General features: G+C 72.0%; 18 protein-coding genes and 1 riboswitch. Of the genes, 6 read left to right on the top strand and 12 right to left on the bottom strand.

What is annotated here, in order from left to right; translation table 11 throughout:
• Positions 1-8: 8 nt before the first annotated feature.
• The 4 genes from LPW41_RS06085 to LPW41_RS06070 form a co-directional block, all read right to left on the bottom strand.
• Entirely contained in the window at positions 9-833 is an 825-nt protein-coding gene (locus LPW41_RS06085; RefSeq protein WP_230704346.1) for a DNA-formamidopyrimidine glycosylase family protein, read from the bottom strand.
• A 2-nt stretch (positions 834-835) separates the two neighbouring features.
• The gene (locus LPW41_RS06080; protein ID WP_230704345.1) at positions 836-2,326 is read right to left on the bottom strand and encodes an NAD(P)/FAD-dependent oxidoreductase; all 1,491 of its coding nucleotides are present in this window, start codon (positions 2,324-2,326) and stop codon (positions 836-838) included.
• Complete coding sequence (locus LPW41_RS06075) at positions 2,323-2,826, bottom strand: SRPBCC family protein (protein WP_230704344.1); 504 nt, start codon at positions 2,824-2,826, stop codon at positions 2,323-2,325. The genes LPW41_RS06080 and LPW41_RS06075 overlap by 4 nt, the downstream gene beginning before the upstream one ends.
• Before the next feature lie 115 nt (positions 2,827-2,941).
• Complete coding sequence (locus LPW41_RS06070) at positions 2,942-4,099, bottom strand: ATP-binding protein (protein WP_230704343.1); 1,158 nt, start codon at positions 4,097-4,099, stop codon at positions 2,942-2,944.
• 129 nt (positions 4,100-4,228) lie between these two features.
• On the opposite strand from LPW41_RS06070, the gene LPW41_RS06065 reads away from it, so the two are divergent.
• Entirely contained in the window at positions 4,229-4,540 is a 312-nt protein-coding gene (locus LPW41_RS06065) for a hypothetical protein (protein WP_230704342.1), read from the top strand.
• Positions 4,541-4,607: 67 nt separating this feature from the next.
• Here LPW41_RS06065 and LPW41_RS06060 read toward each other — a convergent pair whose 3' ends face one another.
• The 5 genes from LPW41_RS06060 to LPW41_RS06040 all read right to left on the bottom strand — a co-directional run bounded on the left by LPW41_RS06060 (position 4,608) and on the right by LPW41_RS06040 (position 8,979).
• The gene (locus LPW41_RS06060) at positions 4,608-5,843 is read right to left on the bottom strand and encodes a mannosyltransferase family protein (RefSeq protein WP_230704341.1); all 1,236 of its coding nucleotides are present in this window, start codon (positions 5,841-5,843) and stop codon (positions 4,608-4,610) included.
• Positions 5,844-6,051: 208 nt separating this feature from the next.
• Positions 6,052-6,375, bottom strand: coding sequence for a multidrug efflux SMR transporter (locus LPW41_RS06055; protein ID WP_144828662.1), 324 nt, complete (start codon positions 6,373-6,375; stop codon positions 6,052-6,054).
• 10 nt (positions 6,376-6,385) lie between these two features.
• Positions 6,386-6,450, bottom strand: a riboswitch (guanidine-III (ykkC-III) riboswitch).
• A gap of 53 nt (positions 6,451-6,503) precedes the next feature.
• Positions 6,504-7,364: a CPBP family intramembrane glutamic endopeptidase gene (locus LPW41_RS06050; RefSeq protein WP_230704340.1), complete on the bottom strand. Its 861-nt coding sequence runs from the start codon at positions 7,362-7,364 to the stop codon at positions 6,504-6,506.
• Complete coding sequence (gene trmB / locus LPW41_RS06045; RefSeq protein ID WP_230704339.1) at positions 7,361-8,086, bottom strand: tRNA (guanosine(46)-N7)-methyltransferase TrmB; 726 nt, start codon at positions 8,084-8,086, stop codon at positions 7,361-7,363. Before trmB ends, LPW41_RS06050 begins: the two co-directional genes overlap by 4 nt.
• Before the next feature lie 59 nt (positions 8,087-8,145).
• A complete protein-coding gene (locus LPW41_RS06040; protein ID WP_144828668.1) occupies positions 8,146-8,979 on the bottom strand; it encodes a DUF3097 domain-containing protein in 834 nt (277 codons plus the stop codon).
• A gap of 123 nt (positions 8,980-9,102) precedes the next feature.
• Between LPW41_RS06040 and LPW41_RS16825 the strand changes: the two genes are divergently transcribed.
• From LPW41_RS16825 to LPW41_RS06015, 4 genes are all read left to right on the top strand, one after another.
• Positions 9,103-11,253, top strand: coding sequence for a YgcG family protein (locus LPW41_RS16825; protein ID WP_269074019.1), 2,151 nt, complete (start codon positions 9,103-9,105; stop codon positions 11,251-11,253).
• Positions 11,254-11,346: 93 nt separating this feature from the next.
• Positions 11,347-12,102 (top strand): PspA/IM30 family protein, encoded by a 756-nt coding sequence (locus tag LPW41_RS06025; RefSeq protein WP_144828671.1) that lies wholly within the window; start codon positions 11,347-11,349, stop codon positions 12,100-12,102.
• Positions 12,103-12,173: 71 nt separating this feature from the next.
• Positions 12,174-12,986 carry an arginase family protein gene (locus LPW41_RS06020; RefSeq protein WP_144828674.1) on the top strand — a complete coding sequence of 271 codons (813 nt, stop codon included), beginning with the start codon at positions 12,174-12,176 and terminating at the stop codon, positions 12,984-12,986.
• Positions 12,983-13,438 (top strand): Fe-S oxidoreductase, encoded by a 456-nt coding sequence (locus LPW41_RS06015; protein WP_144828676.1) that lies wholly within the window; start codon positions 12,983-12,985, stop codon positions 13,436-13,438. The genes LPW41_RS06020 and LPW41_RS06015 overlap by 4 nt, the downstream gene beginning before the upstream one ends.
• A gap of 653 nt (positions 13,439-14,091) precedes the next feature.
• Here LPW41_RS06015 and LPW41_RS06010 read toward each other — a convergent pair.
• The 3 genes from LPW41_RS06010 to LPW41_RS06000 all read right to left on the bottom strand — a co-directional run bounded on the left by LPW41_RS06010 (position 14,092) and on the right by LPW41_RS06000 (position 15,842).
• Positions 14,092-14,556 carry an SIP domain-containing protein gene (locus tag LPW41_RS06010; protein WP_144828679.1) on the bottom strand — a complete coding sequence of 155 codons (465 nt, stop codon included), beginning with the start codon at positions 14,554-14,556 and terminating at the stop codon, positions 14,092-14,094.
• A 69-nt stretch (positions 14,557-14,625) separates the two neighbouring features.
• Positions 14,626-15,339, bottom strand: coding sequence for a tyrosine-protein phosphatase (locus tag LPW41_RS06005; protein ID WP_144828682.1), 714 nt, complete (start codon positions 15,337-15,339; stop codon positions 14,626-14,628).
• Complete coding sequence (locus LPW41_RS06000; protein WP_144828684.1) at positions 15,336-15,842, bottom strand: carboxymuconolactone decarboxylase family protein; 507 nt, start codon at positions 15,840-15,842, stop codon at positions 15,336-15,338. The genes LPW41_RS06005 and LPW41_RS06000 overlap by 4 nt, the downstream gene beginning before the upstream one ends.
• Before the next feature lie 143 nt (positions 15,843-15,985).
• On the opposite strand from LPW41_RS06000, the gene LPW41_RS05995 reads away from it, so the two are divergent.
• On the top strand, positions 15,986-16,906 hold the full coding sequence (locus tag LPW41_RS05995; RefSeq protein ID WP_230704338.1) for an alpha/beta fold hydrolase: 921 nt from the start codon (positions 15,986-15,988) through the stop codon (positions 16,904-16,906).
• The last annotated feature ends 149 nt before the right edge of the window (positions 16,907-17,055 follow it).

Below are 17,055 nucleotides of genomic sequence, written 5' to 3'. Positions count from 1 at the left end.
GTTCCGTTCTACCCGGAACCTCCGACATCGGGCCCCTCGGGCATCGGCTGGCACCGCGGACACCACCACGTGCGACGCTGCTCGGGATCGTTCGCCACCTCATCGCGCACGCGCACGCGCGTGCCGCAGCGCAGGCAGGGCCGCCCGGCTCGACCGGCCACCCAGTGCGACGCTCCCTTGCGCGCGTTCCCCGTGGTCACCTGATACATCCCGGGCACCGTCGCCGAGACGCGCAGGCACCGCGCCGCCAGCTCCACGAGCGCGTCGAGGTCGGTCGCCCCGATGGGTGCGAAGGGGTGGATGCCGCGGAGGAAGGCGAGCTCGTTCACCCACAGGTTGCCGAGGCCGGCGATCAGCGACTGGTCGAGCAGCGCCGCGACGAAGGGCCGCGAGGGGTGCACCGAGAGGCGCCGCACGGCTTCGGCGGCGTCCCAGTCGTCGCGCAGCGGATCCGGGCCGAGGAAGCCGACGACGTCGACCTCGCGGGCCGTGGGCACGAGGTCGACCACGGGGAGATCGAGGCCCCACACCTCGCGCCCGTCGTCGAGGCGGAACCGCACGCGCGCCTTCTCGCGCACGGCGGTCGGCAGCGTCCGGCCCGCGCGGGTGATCGTCCAGCTCCCCTGCATCCGCAGGTGGGTGTGCAGCGTCGACCCGTCGTCGAACCGCGTCAGCAGGTGCTTCCCGTGGGTGTCGTGGCTCCGGATGCCGAGACCCGCCAGGCTCCTGCCCGCAGCGTTGCCCGAGCGGAGCTCGCCGTCGGCGATGCGCACTCCCCGGGTGGCGGCGTCGAGTCGTCGCCGCAGCCGGAAGACGCTGTCGCCCTCGGGCACGGCTACGACGCCGAGGAGGCCGCCGCGTGCAGCTGGTCGTCGCGGGGAGCGAGGTCGGGTCGCAGGCGCGTGCCGAACTCGTGGCGCAGAGCGCTCAACGCCGCGTGCCATCCGGCCAGACCGTGAACGCCGGGCCCGGGACTGGTCGACGACGAGCACAGGTAGACGCCCTTCATCGGGGTACGCCACGGGTCGGGGCTGTAGACGGGACGCCCGAGCAACTGCGTGAGGTTCGGAGCGCCGGCCGAGATGTCACCGCCGGGGAAGTTGGGGTTCCACGCCTGGATGTCGGTCGCGGTGCGCGACGAAGACGCCAGCACCGTGTCGCGGAAGCCGGGGGCGAAGCGCTCGATCTGGCGAACGACCGCCTCTTCCCGATCGGCCGGGCTGCCCGACGGCACGTGCGTATAGGCCCAGAGCACGTGCTTGCCCTCCGGCGCCCGGGTGGGGTCGAACAGCGTGGGCTGGGCGGCCAGCACGTAGGGCGCGTCGGGCAGTTCGCCGCGGGCGACGGCGTTCTCGGCCGCCGCGATCTCGGCGCGCGTGCCGCCGATGTGGATCGTCCCCGCGCGGGCGACGTCGGGGTGGGCCCACGGCACCGGATCCGAGAGGGCGAAGTCGACCTTGGCCACGCCGCCGCCGTAGCGGAAGCGCTCCAACTGACGGCGGTACAGCTCCGGCATCCGCTCCCCCGCCATCGTCACCAGTGCACGCGGAGTGGTGTCGAGCAGCACCGCGCGCGAGGGCGGGAGTTCGTCGAGCGCGGTGACCTCGACACCGGCGTGCAGCACTCCGCCGTGCGCGCGGATGTCGGCGATCATGGCATCCGCGATCGACTGACTGCCGCCCACGGGGATCGGCCAGCCTCGTCCGTGCCCGTACGTCGCGAGCACCAGGCCGGCCCCACCCGCGGCGAGACTCGGCTGGTGCAGGATCGTGTGCGCCGAGACGCCGGTGATCATGCTGGGCACGACGTCGTCGCGGAACCTCGCGTTCCACCACGGACCGCCCTGCTCGAGCGCGCGCAGGCCGAAGAACACGGCCGCGAGAGGATCGCCCGGAATGCGCAGCAGCGCATTGCCCGTGAAGTCGGCGACCCCGCGGAGGTGCTCGACCAGAGGGCGCATGAGGCGTTCGTACGCGGGGCCGTCGACGCCCAGCCCGTCGGCCGCGCGGGCCAGGTCGCGGTAGGCGAGGCCTGCGCGCCCGCCGTCGAGCGGGTGCGCGTACGACACCTCGGGCACGATCAGGGGCACGCGGCGCTCGAGTCCGAACTCGCGGAAGAACCACGACTCCAGGGCCAGCGGGTGCACCGCCGAGCCGACGTCGTGGCGGAATCCGGGGAGGGTGAGCTCGGCCGTGGAGGCCGCTCCCCCGAAGGTCTCGGCCCGCTCGTACACGGCGACCGACAGGCCCGCCCGGGCGAGGGTGACCGCCGCAGCCAACCCGTTGGGGCCCGACCCGACGATGACGGCGTCGTAACTCTCGCTCATCGCTGGATCGGCTCCCTCTCGGCGGTGGATGCGAAGCCCGCCGCCGCAGAGCCGCCCGAGGTTCCGGGCGCCCCGCCCTCAGCGAGGTAGGCGAGCCGGTGCAGCGTCTCGGCGTTGCGGTAGCGCGTGATCGCGTCGAACACGGTGTCGGGCAGAAGTTTCGTCGGGCCGGTCACCGGCTCCTCCTGGATGCGGACGACGCACGCGTCACCCCGTGCCTTCACGTCGATCGCGACGCGGGCGATGCCGATCGGTCCGCCGTGCGGCTCGAGGACCGCGCGGCGCGGCGGGTCCCACTCGCGCATCACCGTCGTGTCGTTCACCACGAGGGGCCATGACCCGAACGAGTGATGCAGGGTCGCCCCTTCGGCGGGCCACTGCTCCGAGACGTCGCGCATGCGAGAGGTGCCGACCACCCACAGCGGGTACAGCCAGCCGTTCGCCAAGACGCGGAACACGTCGTCGGGCGTGCAGCGCAGGAGGCGCACATTGCGGGCCATGGGTCGCTCCTCCTCGTCGGCGGGGGCGGGCTCGCGCCCGGCACGGCCTACGCTACGGCTCCGTCCGCACTCGTGGCACGGAGGTTGCGCCCCGGCGCGTCGCGGGATAACGGACTCAGGCGGCAGCGGGCAGCACGAACCACGCGCGCGTGCCACCGGCAGGAGACTCGTCGAGGCCGATCGAGCCGCGATGCGCCTCGACGATGCGCCGGCACGTCGCCAGACCGATGCCGATGCCCTGCACCTCGGCCCCGTGACCGCGCTGCATCGGTTCGAACACCCGCTCGCGCTGGTCTTCGGAGACCGCGTCGCCGTTGTCGTCGACGTTCACGCGCCAGCCGTCGGGAAGGGTCTCGACGCTGATCACGATGCGCGGGACCCGGTCGGCGGCGACGGTGAACTTCACGGCATTGGCGATGAGGTTCTGCAGCAGCACGCGCAGCAGGGTGTCGTCGGCGCGGACCTGCGTCGACGTGTCGACCGTCACCTCGGCCCCGGCGCTCACGACGACGCCGTCGAGGTCTTCGAGCACGGCGTCGACCGTCTCGGCGACGTCGACCTGGGTGATGTGCGGTCGCGCCCCGCCCATCCGCGCGAAGTCGAGGAGGTCGGTGACCATCGACGTCATGCGGCCGGCGGCGGCCTCCGCGCGCGCGAGCGACTGCGCCGCACGCGGGGCGTCGACCATCTCGGGGCTGTCGGCGGCGAGCTCGAGGAAGCCGGCCAGCGCCGTCAGCGGGTTGCGCAGGTCGTGACTGATCTGCACCGCGAAGTGCTCGAGCTGCTCGTTCGACTCGATGAGATCGCGCTGCGCCCGCCGCAGTTCGAGCACGTCGATCACCTGGTGGGCGAGCAGATCGAGGGCCCGACTACTGGCATCCGACAGCTCTCCGACCTCGGTGTCGAAGACGCACAGCGTGCCGATGGCCACCCCGGCCGGAGTGATGAGCGGGCTCGAGGCGTAGAAGCGCGTGAACGCGATCTCGCCGGTGACGAAGGCGTTCTGGGCGAAGCGGGCATCGAGTCGGGCATCGGGGACGACAACGCGACCGGGGGTGCTGATGACGGCCGCGCACATCGAGTCTTCCCGCGCGCACGACGCGGCCTGGATGCCGACGGCCGCGACCTGGTGCTGCATGCGGTCGTCGATGATGTTGATGACCGCCGTCGGCACTCCGCACACGGTGGCGGCGAGCTCGACGAGACCCTGCAGGTCGGGTTCGGAGGGTTCGCCGACGAGGCGGTACTGCGCGATCGCCTCACGCCTGCTCACATCGTGTGCTGTGGACACGTCGTTCCCCCGATCTGGTTCCCGGGAAAGCCTACTGGTCGGCGGTTACACCGCGGCCGTCCGAAGCGAAAGGGGCTCGCGCCATCGTCTCGCAGCGCCGAGAGTCGGGGCATGAGCACTCCGTCCTTCCCCCAGACCCCGTCCGAGCCCACACCGCCGAACCCGTCGGAGCCGCTCGCCCCGACGCCGACGGAACCGACCGTCCCTTCCCCGGCCGAGCCGAATCCGGCACCGAGCGCGGGGACGTCGTCACCGGATGCCGTGGCCTCGGCGGGCCGCGACGGCGGAGCAACCGATGACTCCGAACCCGGCGCTTTCGCCACCGACGACGCCGACGCCGTGGGATCGGCCGAGATGGACGCCGACAACGCCGTGGAGCAGGACATGATCGACGCGGTGGACCCGGGCGGGCGCCCCGACTGACCAGCCGACGACGTGGAAAAGGGCGGTGCCTTCCGGCACCGCCCTTTTTCGTCCGTTCAGATGAGGATCACGGGTTGCCGCGGGTCCACAGCAGCAGGATCGCGACAGCCTGCAGCACGAGGCATCCGACCAGGATGGCCGTGCGGCGGCGCGGCGTCGACGACCACCGCTCGTCGCCCAGCATCGGCGCCATCGGCATGAGAAGTCGGAACGTGCTCTGCTGCGGCAGGAACACCGCGAAGATGTAGACGCCGTAGCTGAAGCCGTAGGTCACGACCATCAGGCCGAGCTTGCGCACCGGCCGCGACCACATGAGCGCCGCGAACGCGACGAGCAGAGCGATCACGAGAACGATGCCCACGAAGCCGAGGTGCGTTCCCGCCTGGCGGAACCACGGCGTGAACGGCGTGAACTCGTCGTTGCCGACGTAGTCGAGCCACCAGCCGAGCTCGGTGCGGATGTAGGCGTTGTGGGTCCCGGTGACGTACTGCGCGATGTGGTTCCACGACAGGCCCGCCACGGCGATCACGAGGCCCGACGCCATGAGCGAGGCCCACTCGCGCACCGGGAACGGGTCGACCTTGCGGCGGAAGAAGCGCACGAGGAAGACGATGCCCAGCGCGAGCCCCAGGGCGAGCACGCCCGGCCTCGTGTACGCGGTGACGAGCCCGATCGGCAGGATCCACAGGTAACGCCGCTTGATGGCGAGCAGCATGCCCGCGAACATCAGCAGCATGAACAGGCCCTCGCTGTACCCGATGACGAAGAGGAACGACATCGGGGCGAAGGAGAAGAACACCAGCGCCCACCAGGCGGCCTGCGGCTTGGTGACCGTGCGCATCAGCACGAACAGTAGCCAGGTGGCGCCGAGGCTCGCGCCCAGGCTCATCATCACCGACACCGGCTGCCACCCGAGACCGGTGGCCCCGGAGATCACGCGGATCATGGTCGGCCAGACGGGGAGGAACGCCCAGTTGTTCGGGAGGATGTCGCCCGAGACGTTCATGGGCAGCGACATCGGGTAGCCCTGAGCGGCGATCTGACCGTAGCGGTCGGCGTCCCACCCGGTGAGGTAGTCCCAGAAGGTGCCGAGGCGCTCGCTGTCGGGCCCGAAGCCCCAGCGCGCGGCCTTGGCGATCGAGTAGAAGCCCCACAGCATGCCGAAGTTGACGACGCGGGCGATGGCCCAGAGGATCAGGACCTTCGTGAAGGCACCGCGCTCGACCGGGACGACGCCCTCGGGCTTGCGCATGACGTCGCGCCCGTACTGGACGAGGGCACGACCGAGGCGCGAATCGCGCACGCGATCAAGGCGGCGCTGTCGCCCGATGACGGGTGACGGGCGGGTCGCGGGGGCAAGCTCGCTCGGCGGTGCGCTCACTCGGAACCTTTCACAGGGGAAGACATGGGCGAGTGACGACGGTGTCTGGCCCGGACAAGTGCAATTGGGTCGGATCGTACCGGATGAAACCGAACGTTCCCTCCGGTTGACTTTCGGCGAAATGGCCTAATCAGTGGGTGTCGCCCACGAGTTTGAGGCCGATCACACACCCCACCAGACCGAGCACGAGCAGCACCTTCACCACCGAGACCGCCTCCGTGCCGCCGATCATCGCCACCACGACGGTGAGGGCTGCACCGATGCCGACCCAGACCGCGTACGCGGTGCCGGTCGGGATCTCGCGCATCGCGAAGGCGAGACCGCCCATGGATGCCACCAGCGCGACGCCGAAGATCACGCTCGGCCAGAGCTTGGTGAAGCCCTCCGAGCGCCCCAGGGCGGTGGCCCAGACGGCCTCGAGGATTCCGGACAGGATGAGGACGATCCACGACATGACGGTGCTCCTTGGCCAGTCTTGTCGCAGTCCGGGTACTGATCCGTCGTCCGGGGACGCGGGTCGGCGTCCGTCTTCCAGGGTAGCGAGCCGACCTGGGCAGGACCCGGGCACCGCGGCATCCGGGATCAGATGAGGAAGATCGATGCCGAATCCGGGTTGTGCGCGTGCACGAGGACTCCGAAGACGACCGCGTCGAACAGCAGGTGCACGGTCACCACGTACCAGAGCGAGCGGGTCTTCAAGAAGAGGAAGCCCTGCACGATCGCGAACGGGATCGTCAGCAGCGGGCCCCATGCCTGGTAGCCGAGCTCCCACAGGAACGACACGAACACGACCGCCTGCAGCAGGTTGGCGGTGAGGTCGGGGAAGTGCCGGCGCAACAGGACGAAGACCGTGCAGATGAAGAAGAGCTCGTCCCAGATGCCCACCGCGCCGACGCCGACGAACAGGCGCGCGATGAGGTCGCCCGTGACCACCTCGGGCCAGTTGCGGTAGACGCCCGAGGTGATGAAGTAGAACGGCAGGATCAGATAGCCGAGCACGATCACTCCGCCGAGCCACGCCCACTGCCACCAGGTCCAGCGGCCTCCCCCGCGCCAGGGGAAACGGATCGCGTAGTCGCGGTAGACGAAGCGCGAGACCACGTACGGCACGACGACGGCCCCGCCGAGGGCGAGGGTGAAACGCACGAACGCGGCGTTGTCGAGCTCGGCGTGCAGCGGGATCAGGCTGACGATGAACTGCCCGATCGCAATGAGCGATACATCGCGGGCGATGCTCGGCTCCTCGCCGCGCGCGAGGGCGACGCCGCCCAGGCGGTCGACGAGCACGGCGGATGCCACGGCGAGGGCGAGCAGGATCCACCCGAGCCACACGATCTGCACGACGAAGAGCGCGGGGGCGGCGAGGCACACCGCGAGCGCCGGGATCAGCTTGGGCGTCCACGTGGAACGCTCGCGGACCGGCACCGCGGTGTGCGCGGTCACGGCGAAACCCGCGTGTAGGTGAGGTCGCGGATGTCGCGGCCGACGCGAAGACCCTTCTGCTCGAAGGCGGTGAGCACGCGCCCCTCGAACCGCTCGGCCCAGTCCCCGTCGAATGCCCGCTCGAAACCGGGGGCGTCGTCGAGCACATCGCGCATCTGGTCGGCGTAGTCCTGCCAGTCGGTCGCGAGGCGCAAAGTGCCGCCCGGGCGGATCGCCTGCGCGGCGATGCGCGCGAACTCGGGGGCGACGAGACGGCGCTTGGTGTGCTTGTTCTTGTGCCACGGGTCGGGGAAGAACACCCACAGCTCGTCGACGGATGCCGCGGGCAGCAGGTGCTCGAGCGCCTCCGGCGCGTTGGCCTCGACGAGGCGGAGGTTCTTCACGCCCTCGCGGTCGGCGTCGAGCATGGTGCGGGCCAGCCCCGCGGTGAACACCTCGACGGCGAGGAAGTCGGTGTCGGGGTGAGCGGCGGCGGCCGAGACGATCTGGTGGCCCTGGCCGGAGCCGATCTCGACGACCAGGCGGGCCGTGCGGCCGTAGACGGCGGCGGGGTCGACGGCGGTGCCCGGCTTGACGCTGGTCTCGGCGGCTGCGCGCTCGACCGGCAGCAGGTAGAACGGCGAGAGCTCGGCCCACGCGCGATCCTGCGCCTCCGACATGCGGCCGCTGCGCCGCACGAACGACACCGGCTTGTCGCGGAAGACAGGCGCGGCGGTGTCCATGCCGTCCAGGCTAGAGGGACGGTCGCCGGGAATGTGCCGAACGGGCACCTTTCGGCCGCTCACGGGACGGTCACGAAGTCGATGAGCTCCTCGACGCGGCCGAGCAGGGCCGGCTCGAGGTCGCGGAAAGTGGTGACCTTCGACAGGATGTGCTGCCACGCGCGGGCGGTGTCGGCCTGCTCCTCGGCGGGCCAGCCCAGGGCGCGGCAGACGCCCACCTTCCACTCGATGCCGCGCGGCACCTCGGGCCACGCGGCGATGCCGAGGGCGCGGGGGGTGACGCACTGCCACACGTCGACGAAGGGGTGTCCGACGATGCGCACGTGCGCGCCGTGGCGGCCGCGGGCGATCTTCTCGGCGATGCGCGACTCCTTGGAGTTCGGCACGAGGTGGTCGACGAGTACGCCGTACCGGCGCTCGGCGGTGGGCGGCTCGGCGTCGAGCTTCTCTTCGAGCAGGTCGACGCCCTCGAGGAACTCCACGACCACGCCCTCGGCGCGCAGGTCGGCGCCCCACACCTTTTCGACGAGTTCGGCGTCGTGCTTGCCCTCGACGAAGATGCGGCTCGCGCGGGCGGTGCGCGCGCGCTGGTCGGCCGCCGCGAACGAGCCGGAGGCCGTGCGCGTGCGCCCCTTCGGCGCGGCCGCGGGAGCCTTCAGCACCACGGGCTTGCCGTCGACGAGGAAGCCCCCGCCGAGCGGGAACAGCCGGCGCTTGCCGAAGCGGTCTTCGAGCTCGACGTTCATGCCGTCGATGCGGGTCACCGCCCCGACGAAGTCACTGCCGGCGACCTCGACGACGAGATCGGCGGATGCCGCGACCTCGGCGGGCGTGATGCGTCCGGCGTCGCGCCACCCGCGGGCGAGCACGTCGGTGCCGTAACGGTCGTCCATGGTGTACCTCCGAGCGTTCGAGCCTAGGCGGCGCCCGCGTGCGCTGACAGCGGACGCGCCGCTCCTTCCCCGGTGTCGGCGGTCGTTTGTAGGGTGGAACCTCCGGCCGCCGAAGGGGGATGCATGCGAAAGCCGATGATGGCTCGTGCGATCTGCGTCGTGATGCTCGCGCTCATCGGCGTGGTCGCGGCGCCGCTGAGCGCCTCGGCCGTGCCGCCGCCGTCGCTGGGCTCGAGCTTCGTGCTCGACGACGTGAACGCGCTCACCGACGCCCAAGAAGCAGAGGTGCAGGCGAAACTGCTCGCCCTGTCCGACCAGACGGGTCTCGACATGTGGGTCGTCTACGTCGATTCGTTCACCAATCCCACCGGCGCGGCCGACTGGGCGAACGAGGCCGCCAACCGCAACAACCTCGGCCCCCACCAGTACCTCCTGGCGATCGCGATCCAGGGCGACACCTTCGAGTACTACCTCTCCGGCGACGTCGACGGCGGGGATCTCTCCGCCGACCAGCTCGCCTCGATCGAGCAGGACCGCGTGCAACCGGCTCTCGAGGCCGGCGACGACGCCGGTGCCGCGATCGCCGCAGCCGACGGCATCCGCACCGCCCACGCCCAGGCCGGGGGCAACAAGCCCGCTCCCCCGCCGACCCCCGCGACCCAGAGCGGCCCGGCCATCGTCCCCGTCGTGCTGGTCGGCGTGCTGCTGCTCGCCATCGCGGGCGGTCTCATCTTCTTCGCGGTGCGACGACGTCGCGCCGCCGCACAGGGCGGATCGACCGCTGCCCCGGCCGAGAGCGTCGACGAGCTGCGCCGCCGCGCCGGATCGGCCCTCGTCGCCACCGACGACGCGGTCAAGACGAGCGAGCAAGAGCTCGGATTCGCCCGCGCGCAGTTCGGCGACGAGGCCGCGGCGCCCTTCATCGAGGTGCTCGCCCTGGCCAAGGCCGATCTCGACCGGGCCTTCTCGATTCAGCAGCAGCTCGACGACAGCACCCCCGAGACACCCGAGCAGCAGCGCGCGGGCTACGCCGAGATCCTGCGCCTGTGCACCTCGGCCGACGAGGCCCTCGACGCCAAGGCCGCGGCCTTCGACGAGCTGCGCGCCCTCGAGGCCGACGCCCCCGCCGCCCTGGCTGCGGCACGCGAGCGACGCACCGCCGCCGAGCAGGCCCTGACCGCCGCCGACGCCGAGAGCACGCGGCTCGCGACCCTCTTCACCGCCGAGGCGCTCGCGCCCATCGCCGACAACCCCGCGCAGGCGCGGGCGCGGCTCGCCCTGGCGACCGAGCAGGAGGCCGCAGCCGATGCCGCCCTCACCGCCGGGCGCACGGGCGAGGCTGCGGTGGCGATCCGCGCCGCCCAAGCGGCGGTCGCTCAGGCCGAGACCCTCGAACGCGCGATCACGACGCTCGGCACCGACCTCGCCGAGGCCCAGCAGACCGCGGCGTCCCTTCGGGCCGAGGTCGAGGGCGACCTCGCCGCCGCGGCGGCGCTCCCCGATACCGACGGTCGCATCGCCCAGGCCATCGCCTCCACGCGGGCCCAACTCGACGCCGCGCGTGCCGCCGCGAGCGGTGCCCGCACCGACCCCCTCCGCGCCGTGCAGGCCCTGCAGCAAGCGAACGGCACCATCGACGCGGTACTCGACGCCGCTCGCGACGAAGCCGAACGCCGTCGCCGCGCCGAGGCGCAGCTCGAGGCCACGCTGACGCAGGCGCGTGCCCAGGTGCGCGCCACCGAGGACTTCATCGCCGCGCGCCGCGGTGCCATCGGACCGACCGCCCGCACGCGCCTGGCCGAGGCGGGCGCGGCGCTCGTGCAGGCCGAGCAGATGCGACAGACCGACCCCGTCACGGCATTGACCGCCGCGCAGCGCGCCGCGCAGTTGGCGGGCGACGCGAGCTCGCTCGCCCAGAACGACGTCGGTGCCTTCGGCGGTTCGGGGGGCTTCGGCGGAGGTGGCGGCGGAGGCGATCTGATGGGCGCCATCCTCGGCGGCATCGCCGTCAACTCGGTGCTGGGCGGCGGACGCCGCGGCGGCTTCGGCGGAGGAGGCCTGGGCAGCGTGCTCGGCGGACTGGGCGGAGGCTTCTCCGGCTCGGGGCGCTCGAGCGGCGGCGGCTTCGGCGGAGGGTTCTCCGGCGGCGGTCGCTCCCGCAGCGGCGGGGGCGGCGGGTTCTCCGGCGGCGGTCGCTCCCGCAGCGGCGGGGGCGGCGGGTTCTCCGGCGGAGGCCGCAATCGTGCCGGGGGCGGACGAGGAGGACGCCGCTGATCCACCCCCTCGCGGAGCATCGCCCGATCACAGAGAATTCGTAGCAACCGCCACCAGACTCGACATCGTCGCCTTCTGAAAGGAACACCCCGCATGGCCAAGCAGTCCATCTTCGGTCGCATCTCGACCCTCGTCCGCGCGAACATCAACGCGCTCCTCGACCAGGCCGAGGACCCGCAGAAGATGCTCGACCAGCTCGTCCGCGACTACTCGAACTCGATCGCCGACGCCGAGTCGGCCATCGCCGAGACGATCGGCAACCTGCGCCTGCTCGAGCGCGACCACCAGGAAGACGTTCAGGCAGCCGCCGAATGGGGCAACAAGGCCCTCGCCGCCAGCCGCAAGGGCGACGAGCTGCGCGCCTCCGGCAACGCGAGCGAGGCCGACAAGTTCGACAACCTCGCCAAGATCGCGCTCCAGCGTCAGATCACCGCCGAGAGCGAGGCCAAGGCGGCCGAGCCGACCATCGCCTCGCAGACCGAGGTCGTCGACAAGCTCAAGGACGGCCTCAACGGCATGAAGGGCAAGCTCGAGCAGCTGCGAGGCAAGCGCAGCGAGCTGCTCGCCCGCGCCAAGGTCGCCGAGGCCCAGAACAAGGTGCACGACGCCGTCAAGTCGATCGACGTGCTCGACCCCACGAGCGAGCTCGGCCGTTTCGAAGACAAGATCCGCCGCGAGGAGGCCCTCGCCGCCGGCAAGCAGGAGCTCGCCGCCTCGAGCATCGACGCGCAGTTCAACGCCCTCGAAGACGTGGGCGAGCTCACCGAGGTCGAGGCGCGCCTCGCCGCGCTGAAGGTCGGCGGCCCCCAGCGCGCCGCGATCGACGCACCGAGCCCCGACCAGGTCTGACAGACACCCGAGAGTGCATCGCCCGGACCCCGGGCGGTGCACTCTCGTCACACGTGCGAGGGAAGCCGCCCATGACCCGATTCATCGTCGCCCCGCAGTGGCAGGGCTCGTCGTCGTCCCGCGCGATGCAGCTGGTCGACGGGGCCGAGGCCGTCGCGGGCGACCTCCCCCGTGCCGCGACCACCCTGCTCGAGGCCCCGACCGAGGCCGGCGACGCGCAGGGCTCGCGGATCCACCGCATGAGCGCTCTGGTGCGCATGCGGCAGCGCATCGAAGACGCCGTCCGCTCGGCCGACGAGACGGCGATCGTGGTCGGCGGGGACTGCGGCGTCGCCCTCGGGGCCGTCTCCGCCGTGGCCGGCGACGATCTCGCGGTCGTCTGGATCGACGCGCACCCCGACCTCAATACCCCCGACTCCTCCCCCAGCGGTGCCTTCACGGGCATGGTGCTGCGCGGCATCGTGGGCGAGGGTGAGCCGCTGCTGCGCCTCGAGCCCGGGATCGACCCCGCGCGCCTCGTGCTGGTGGCCACGCGCGCGTGGGATCCCGAAGAAGAGGCCTTCGTCGCGGCGCACGGCATCACGGTCGTCTCCGCCGACGAGCTCTCCTCCCCCGACGCCCTCGCCGACGCGGTCGCCGCGACCGGTGCCAGCCGCGTGCACGTGCACGTCGACCTCGACGCTCTCGACCCGGCCGAGATCGGCGGCGTCGCGCAGGCCGTTCCCTTCGGCGCCCGCACCGCCGACCTCGTGGCATCCATTCGTCGCCTGAAAGAGACGACGCCGCTCGCGGGAGCCACCCTGACGGAGTTCTCGCCCGCGTCGCCCGCCGCGGCCGTCGACGACCTGGGCACGATCCTGCGACTGATCGGAGCCCTCGCGTGAGCCCGATCGCCCGCCCGCCCGCCGGATGGCGCGAGCGCGCCGACACGGCCGTGGCCCGCGGTCGCCGGTTCGACCGCTTCATCCCGGCGGCGTTGCTCGACTCCCGCGTCAGCCGGGTGGGCTACTGGTACGGCTGCACGGTCGGATGGGTGTGGGGCTCGATCTGGAGCACCGGACGCATCGAGAAGCGCCACGGGCTCTGGGTGTTCCGCGGGCTGCCGTCGTGGGCGTTCCCGCGGGGCGGCGTATGCGTGGGCGGATGCTTCCTCACCGGCGACGACCGCCCGAGCGACGCCGTGCTGGGCCACGAGGCCGTGCACAAGCGCCAGTGGCAGCGGTACGGCTTCCTTATGCCGCTGCTCTACGGGCTGGCCGGGCGCGATCCCCTGCGTAACCGCTTCGAGATCGAGGCGGGGCTCGTCGAGGGCAACTACGTACCGCGCGGCAGCTGAACCGCCGCGCGGCACGCGACCCGCGACGCACAGGTCCCTGAGCTCGTCGAAGGGCCCGGTGCACAGGTCCCTGAGCTTGTCGAAGGGCCCGGTACCCGCGAAGGCCCCGGTGCACAGGTCCCTGAGCTTGTCGAAGGGCCCGGTACCTGCGAAGGCCCCGGTGGCTTCGACAGGCTCAGCCACCTGGCGCAGCATAGGTCCCTGAGCTTGTCGAAGGGCCCGGTACCTGCGAAGGCCCCGGTGCACAGGTCCCTGAGCTTGTCGAAGGGCCCGGTACCTACAAAGGCCCCGGTGGCTTCGACAGGCTCAGCCACCTGGCGCAGCAGAGGTCCCTGAGCTTGTCGAAGGGCCCGGTACCCGCGGTTGTCCCGGTGGCATCGACAAGCTCAGCCACCTCGCGCAGCATAGGTCCCTGAGCTTGTCGAAGGGCCCGGTACCCACAAAGGCCCCGGTGGCTTCGACAGGCTCAGCCACCTCGCGCGACGCACAGGTCCCTGAGCTCGTCGAAGGGCCCGGTACCCGCGAAGGCCCCGGTGCACAGGTCCCTGAGCTCGTCGAAGGGCCCGGTACCCGCGGTTGTCCCGGTGGCATCGACAGGCTCAGCCACCCCGCGACGCACAGGTCCCTGAGCTCGTCGAAGGGCCCGGTCCCCGTCAGCGGGCGGTCGAGAGACCGAAGCGCTCCGGCGTGTGGATCGCCTGCGGGTCGACGCCGTGGCGCGCGACGAGTTCGTCGACGATCTCGGCCGTGCCCAGGTAGCCGCCGAGCAGCACGACGCGGGTGGCGTCGTCGTCGCAGCAGAGCATCTCTCCGGCCCAGCCCGACACCGCACGGGTGACGGCCTCGCCCGGAGCGCAGCCGCGACCGGTGCCGGGGGCGCCGCCGCGACGCGAGCGGTCGAGCCAGCTCAGCGTCATGCGGGCGGGGGCGGCGATGCGGCCGATCCACGACTCGTCGGGCACCTCGATGAACACGCGGCCGGTCGAGCAGATCGGCAGGGTGGCGAGCAGGGCCTCGAGTTCGGCGAGCGAGTTCTCGTCGGCGGTCACGAGGTGCTGGACGCGGGTGTGCCGCGACGCGCGGCAGGCGGCGTCGTTGTGCTCGGTGGAGGTGGCCATGATGACCCCCACTATACCCTCAGTGAAGGGTTGCCTAACCTTGGTGTCGGCTGATGATCCACGCGTGGATCATGCCACCAGCACCTCGCGCAACCGCTCGAGCTCGGCATCCGTCATGCCGTGGGCGCGGAGATAGCCCGCGGGCGACCCGAACTCGCGGTCGAGGCGATCGAGCAGCGCCCGCATGGCGCGCGCGGGCGACCGCGTGGCCAGCTCGTCGGCGTGCACGTTGTCGGGGTGCAGGGCGCGGATCGCGGCGCGCACGCGCTCGGTGCGTGCGACCGGCAGCAACTGCTCGGTGCGCGCGTAGTCGGCGATCACGGCCTCGCGGTCGACGCCCGCCGCGGCGAGCGCCACCCCGATCGTGACTCCCGTGCGGTCTTTGCCGACGGTGCAGTGCACGAGCACGGGCTGGGCGGTCAGGATGCCGCGCACCACGGCGACCACGCGGTCGGCCGAGTCGTCGACGATGGAGGAGTAGAGCTCTTCGAGGCTGACGTCGCGCTCGAAGAACGACGCGACCGATCCCAGGAACAGCGGCTCGTGCTGCACCTCGATGAGAAGGTCGTCCAACCGGCTCGGATCGTTCGCGAGTTCGGCCTCGTCGCGCAGATCGATGATGCGGCGGATGCCGAGGGCTCGGAGATCCGCGATGCCGGTGTCGTCGACCTGCACGAGGTTGCCCGAGCGGAAGAGCACCCCCGAGCGCGTGGTGCCCTCACCTGCGGGGAGTCCTCCGACGTCGCGGAAGTTCGAGGCCCCCGAGACCAGCGAGCCGGTCATGCCGTGCCGTCCGCGTGCACGTGCGGGGCGGCACGGGCCGAGGGGCGCGGCGGCACGGGGTACCGACCGGCGATGGCGACGCGGTTGAAGGCGTTGATGGCCACGAGCACCCAGCTGAGCGCGACGTACTCCTGCTCGCTGAGGATGCCGCCTGCCTGGTCGTACACCTCGTCGGGGATGCCGTCTTCGTGGATGAAGGTGAACGACTCGGTCAGCTCCAGCGCGGCGCGCTCGCGCTCGTCGAAGACCCCCGACTCGCGCCAGGTGGCGATCTGCGCGATGACGTCGGCGTCGAGCCCGGCGGCGACCGCGGCATCGACGTGCACGCGCACGCAGTAGGCGCAGCCGTTCAGCTGCGAGGCGTGGATCTGCACGATCTCGCGCAGCCGCGCGTCGATGCCCGCCTCAGCGGCGAGGCGCCCGACGGTCGTCGAGAACGAGCGCAGCGCCGCGTAGGCCTCGGGAGCCGATTTCGACAGGTGCACGCGCCGTTCTTCGCCCATGGCCACAGCCTACGGCGACCCCGCGGGGCCGGGGCGTGGCGTTCGCCGAGTCCACGGCATCCGCTCACCCGGGGTTTCCCCCGCGGCGGTACGGCAACGCGACGGCGGTGGCGGCGGAGGCCGCGCGGTGACAGGCTGGACGGATGCCCGAGCTCGACGAGTTCTCGTTCCTTCCCGCCCAGGCCGCCGATCTCGGCCGCGAGGTCGCCGCCGTCGAACGCGTCGACCTGACCCTCGCCGACCACCGCCGGCTGAGCGCCCTGCGGTGGGGCGACGCCGATCCGGCGATCACGCTGCTGCACGGGGCGGGACTCAACGCCCACACGTGGGACACGACGCTGCTGCACCTCGGCGTCCCCGCGCTCGCGCTCGACCTCCCCGGGCACGGCGACTCGTCGTGGCGCGACGACGCCGCATACGTGGCGCGCGTTCTCGCCCCCGACGTGATCGCCGCCCTCGAGGCGTGGACGAGCGGTCCGCAGGTGCTGGTCGGACACTCGCTGGGCGGCCTCACCGCCGCAGCCGTCGCCGCTGCGCGCCCCGACCTCGTGTCGCGTCTCGTGATCGTCGACATCACCCCCGGCGTCGACCCGAGCGCGGGCCCCGCGCAGATCCGCGCCTTCTTCGCGGGCCCGACCGATTGGGCCTCGCGCGACGAGCTCGTCGAGCGCGCCCTGTCGTTCGGCCTCGGCGGCTCGCGCGAGGCGGCCACGCGGGGTGTCTTCCTCAACTCGCGCGTGCGCCCCGACGGCCGCGTGGAGTGGAAGCACCACTTCGCGCACCTCGCCGCCGCCGCGGTGAACGCCGGAGCGGACCCCTCGACCCCCGATGCCGTGCGCGCGGTGCTCGCGAGCACGGGATGGGACGACCTCGAGGCCGTGCGCGCGCCCGTCACCCTCGTACGCGGCGAGCGCGGATTCGTCACGGCACCGGATGCCGCGGACTTCGCCCGGCGCGTGCCCGGGGCAAGCATCGAGACCCTGTCGACGGGGCACAACGCCCAGGAGGAGGATCCGGCGGGTCTCGCGGAGCTCCTGCGCGGCGCGGTCGACGCGGCGCGCTGACCCCGACGCGTCGATCAGCCGGGCAGGGCGTGGGTTAGTGGACTCTGCGCCCCGCGTCACATGCCGTCGCGCACCGTCACAGACGACGGCGAGGGAATGCGGGTGAAAGTAGGCTGTTGCCACCCCTGCACGGCATCCACAGCACTCGG

This window comes from Microbacterium sp. JC 701 (genome assembly GCF_021026215.1).
Classification (GTDB): Bacteria; Actinomycetota; Actinomycetes; order Actinomycetales; family Microbacteriaceae; genus Microbacterium; species Microbacterium algihabitans.
This window is presented reverse-complemented; position numbering and strand designations above follow the sequence as displayed.

What these genes read in the sequence shown, in the direction of transcription:
- LPW41_RS06080 (WP_230704345.1), bottom strand. Translation starts at nt 2,326, where the DNA reads ATGAGCGAGAGTTACGACGCCGTCATCGTCGGGTCGGGCCCCAACGGG.
- LPW41_RS06075 (WP_230704344.1), bottom strand. Translation starts at nt 2,826, where the DNA reads ATGGCCCGCAATGTGCGCCTCCTGCGCTGCACGCCCGACGACGTGTTC.
- LPW41_RS06065 (WP_230704342.1), top strand. Translation starts at nt 4,229, where the DNA reads ATGAGCACTCCGTCCTTCCCCCAGACCCCGTCCGAGCCCACACCGCCG.
- LPW41_RS06055 (WP_144828662.1), bottom strand. Translation starts at nt 6,375, where the DNA reads ATGTCGTGGATCGTCCTCATCCTGTCCGGAATCCTCGAGGCCGTCTGG.
- trmB (WP_230704339.1), bottom strand. Translation starts at nt 8,086, where the DNA reads ATGGACACCGCCGCGCCTGTCTTCCGCGACAAGCCGGTGTCGTTCGTG.
- LPW41_RS06040 (WP_144828668.1), bottom strand. Translation starts at nt 8,979, where the DNA reads ATGGACGACCGTTACGGCACCGACGTGCTCGCCCGCGGGTGGCGCGAC.
- LPW41_RS16825 (WP_269074019.1), top strand. Translation starts at nt 9,103, where the DNA reads ATGCGAAAGCCGATGATGGCTCGTGCGATCTGCGTCGTGATGCTCGCG.
- LPW41_RS06025 (WP_144828671.1), top strand. Translation starts at nt 11,347, where the DNA reads ATGGCCAAGCAGTCCATCTTCGGTCGCATCTCGACCCTCGTCCGCGCG.
- LPW41_RS06020 (WP_144828674.1), top strand. Translation starts at nt 12,174, where the DNA reads ATGACCCGATTCATCGTCGCCCCGCAGTGGCAGGGCTCGTCGTCGTCC.
- LPW41_RS06010 (WP_144828679.1), bottom strand. Translation starts at nt 14,556, where the DNA reads ATGGCCACCTCCACCGAGCACAACGACGCCGCCTGCCGCGCGTCGCGG.
- LPW41_RS06005 (WP_144828682.1), bottom strand. Translation starts at nt 15,339, where the DNA reads ATGACCGGCTCGCTGGTCTCGGGGGCCTCGAACTTCCGCGACGTCGGA.
- LPW41_RS06000 (WP_144828684.1), bottom strand. Translation starts at nt 15,842, where the DNA reads ATGGGCGAAGAACGGCGCGTGCACCTGTCGAAATCGGCTCCCGAGGCC.
- LPW41_RS05995 (WP_230704338.1), top strand. Translation starts at nt 15,986, where the DNA reads ATGCCCGAGCTCGACGAGTTCTCGTTCCTTCCCGCCCAGGCCGCCGAT.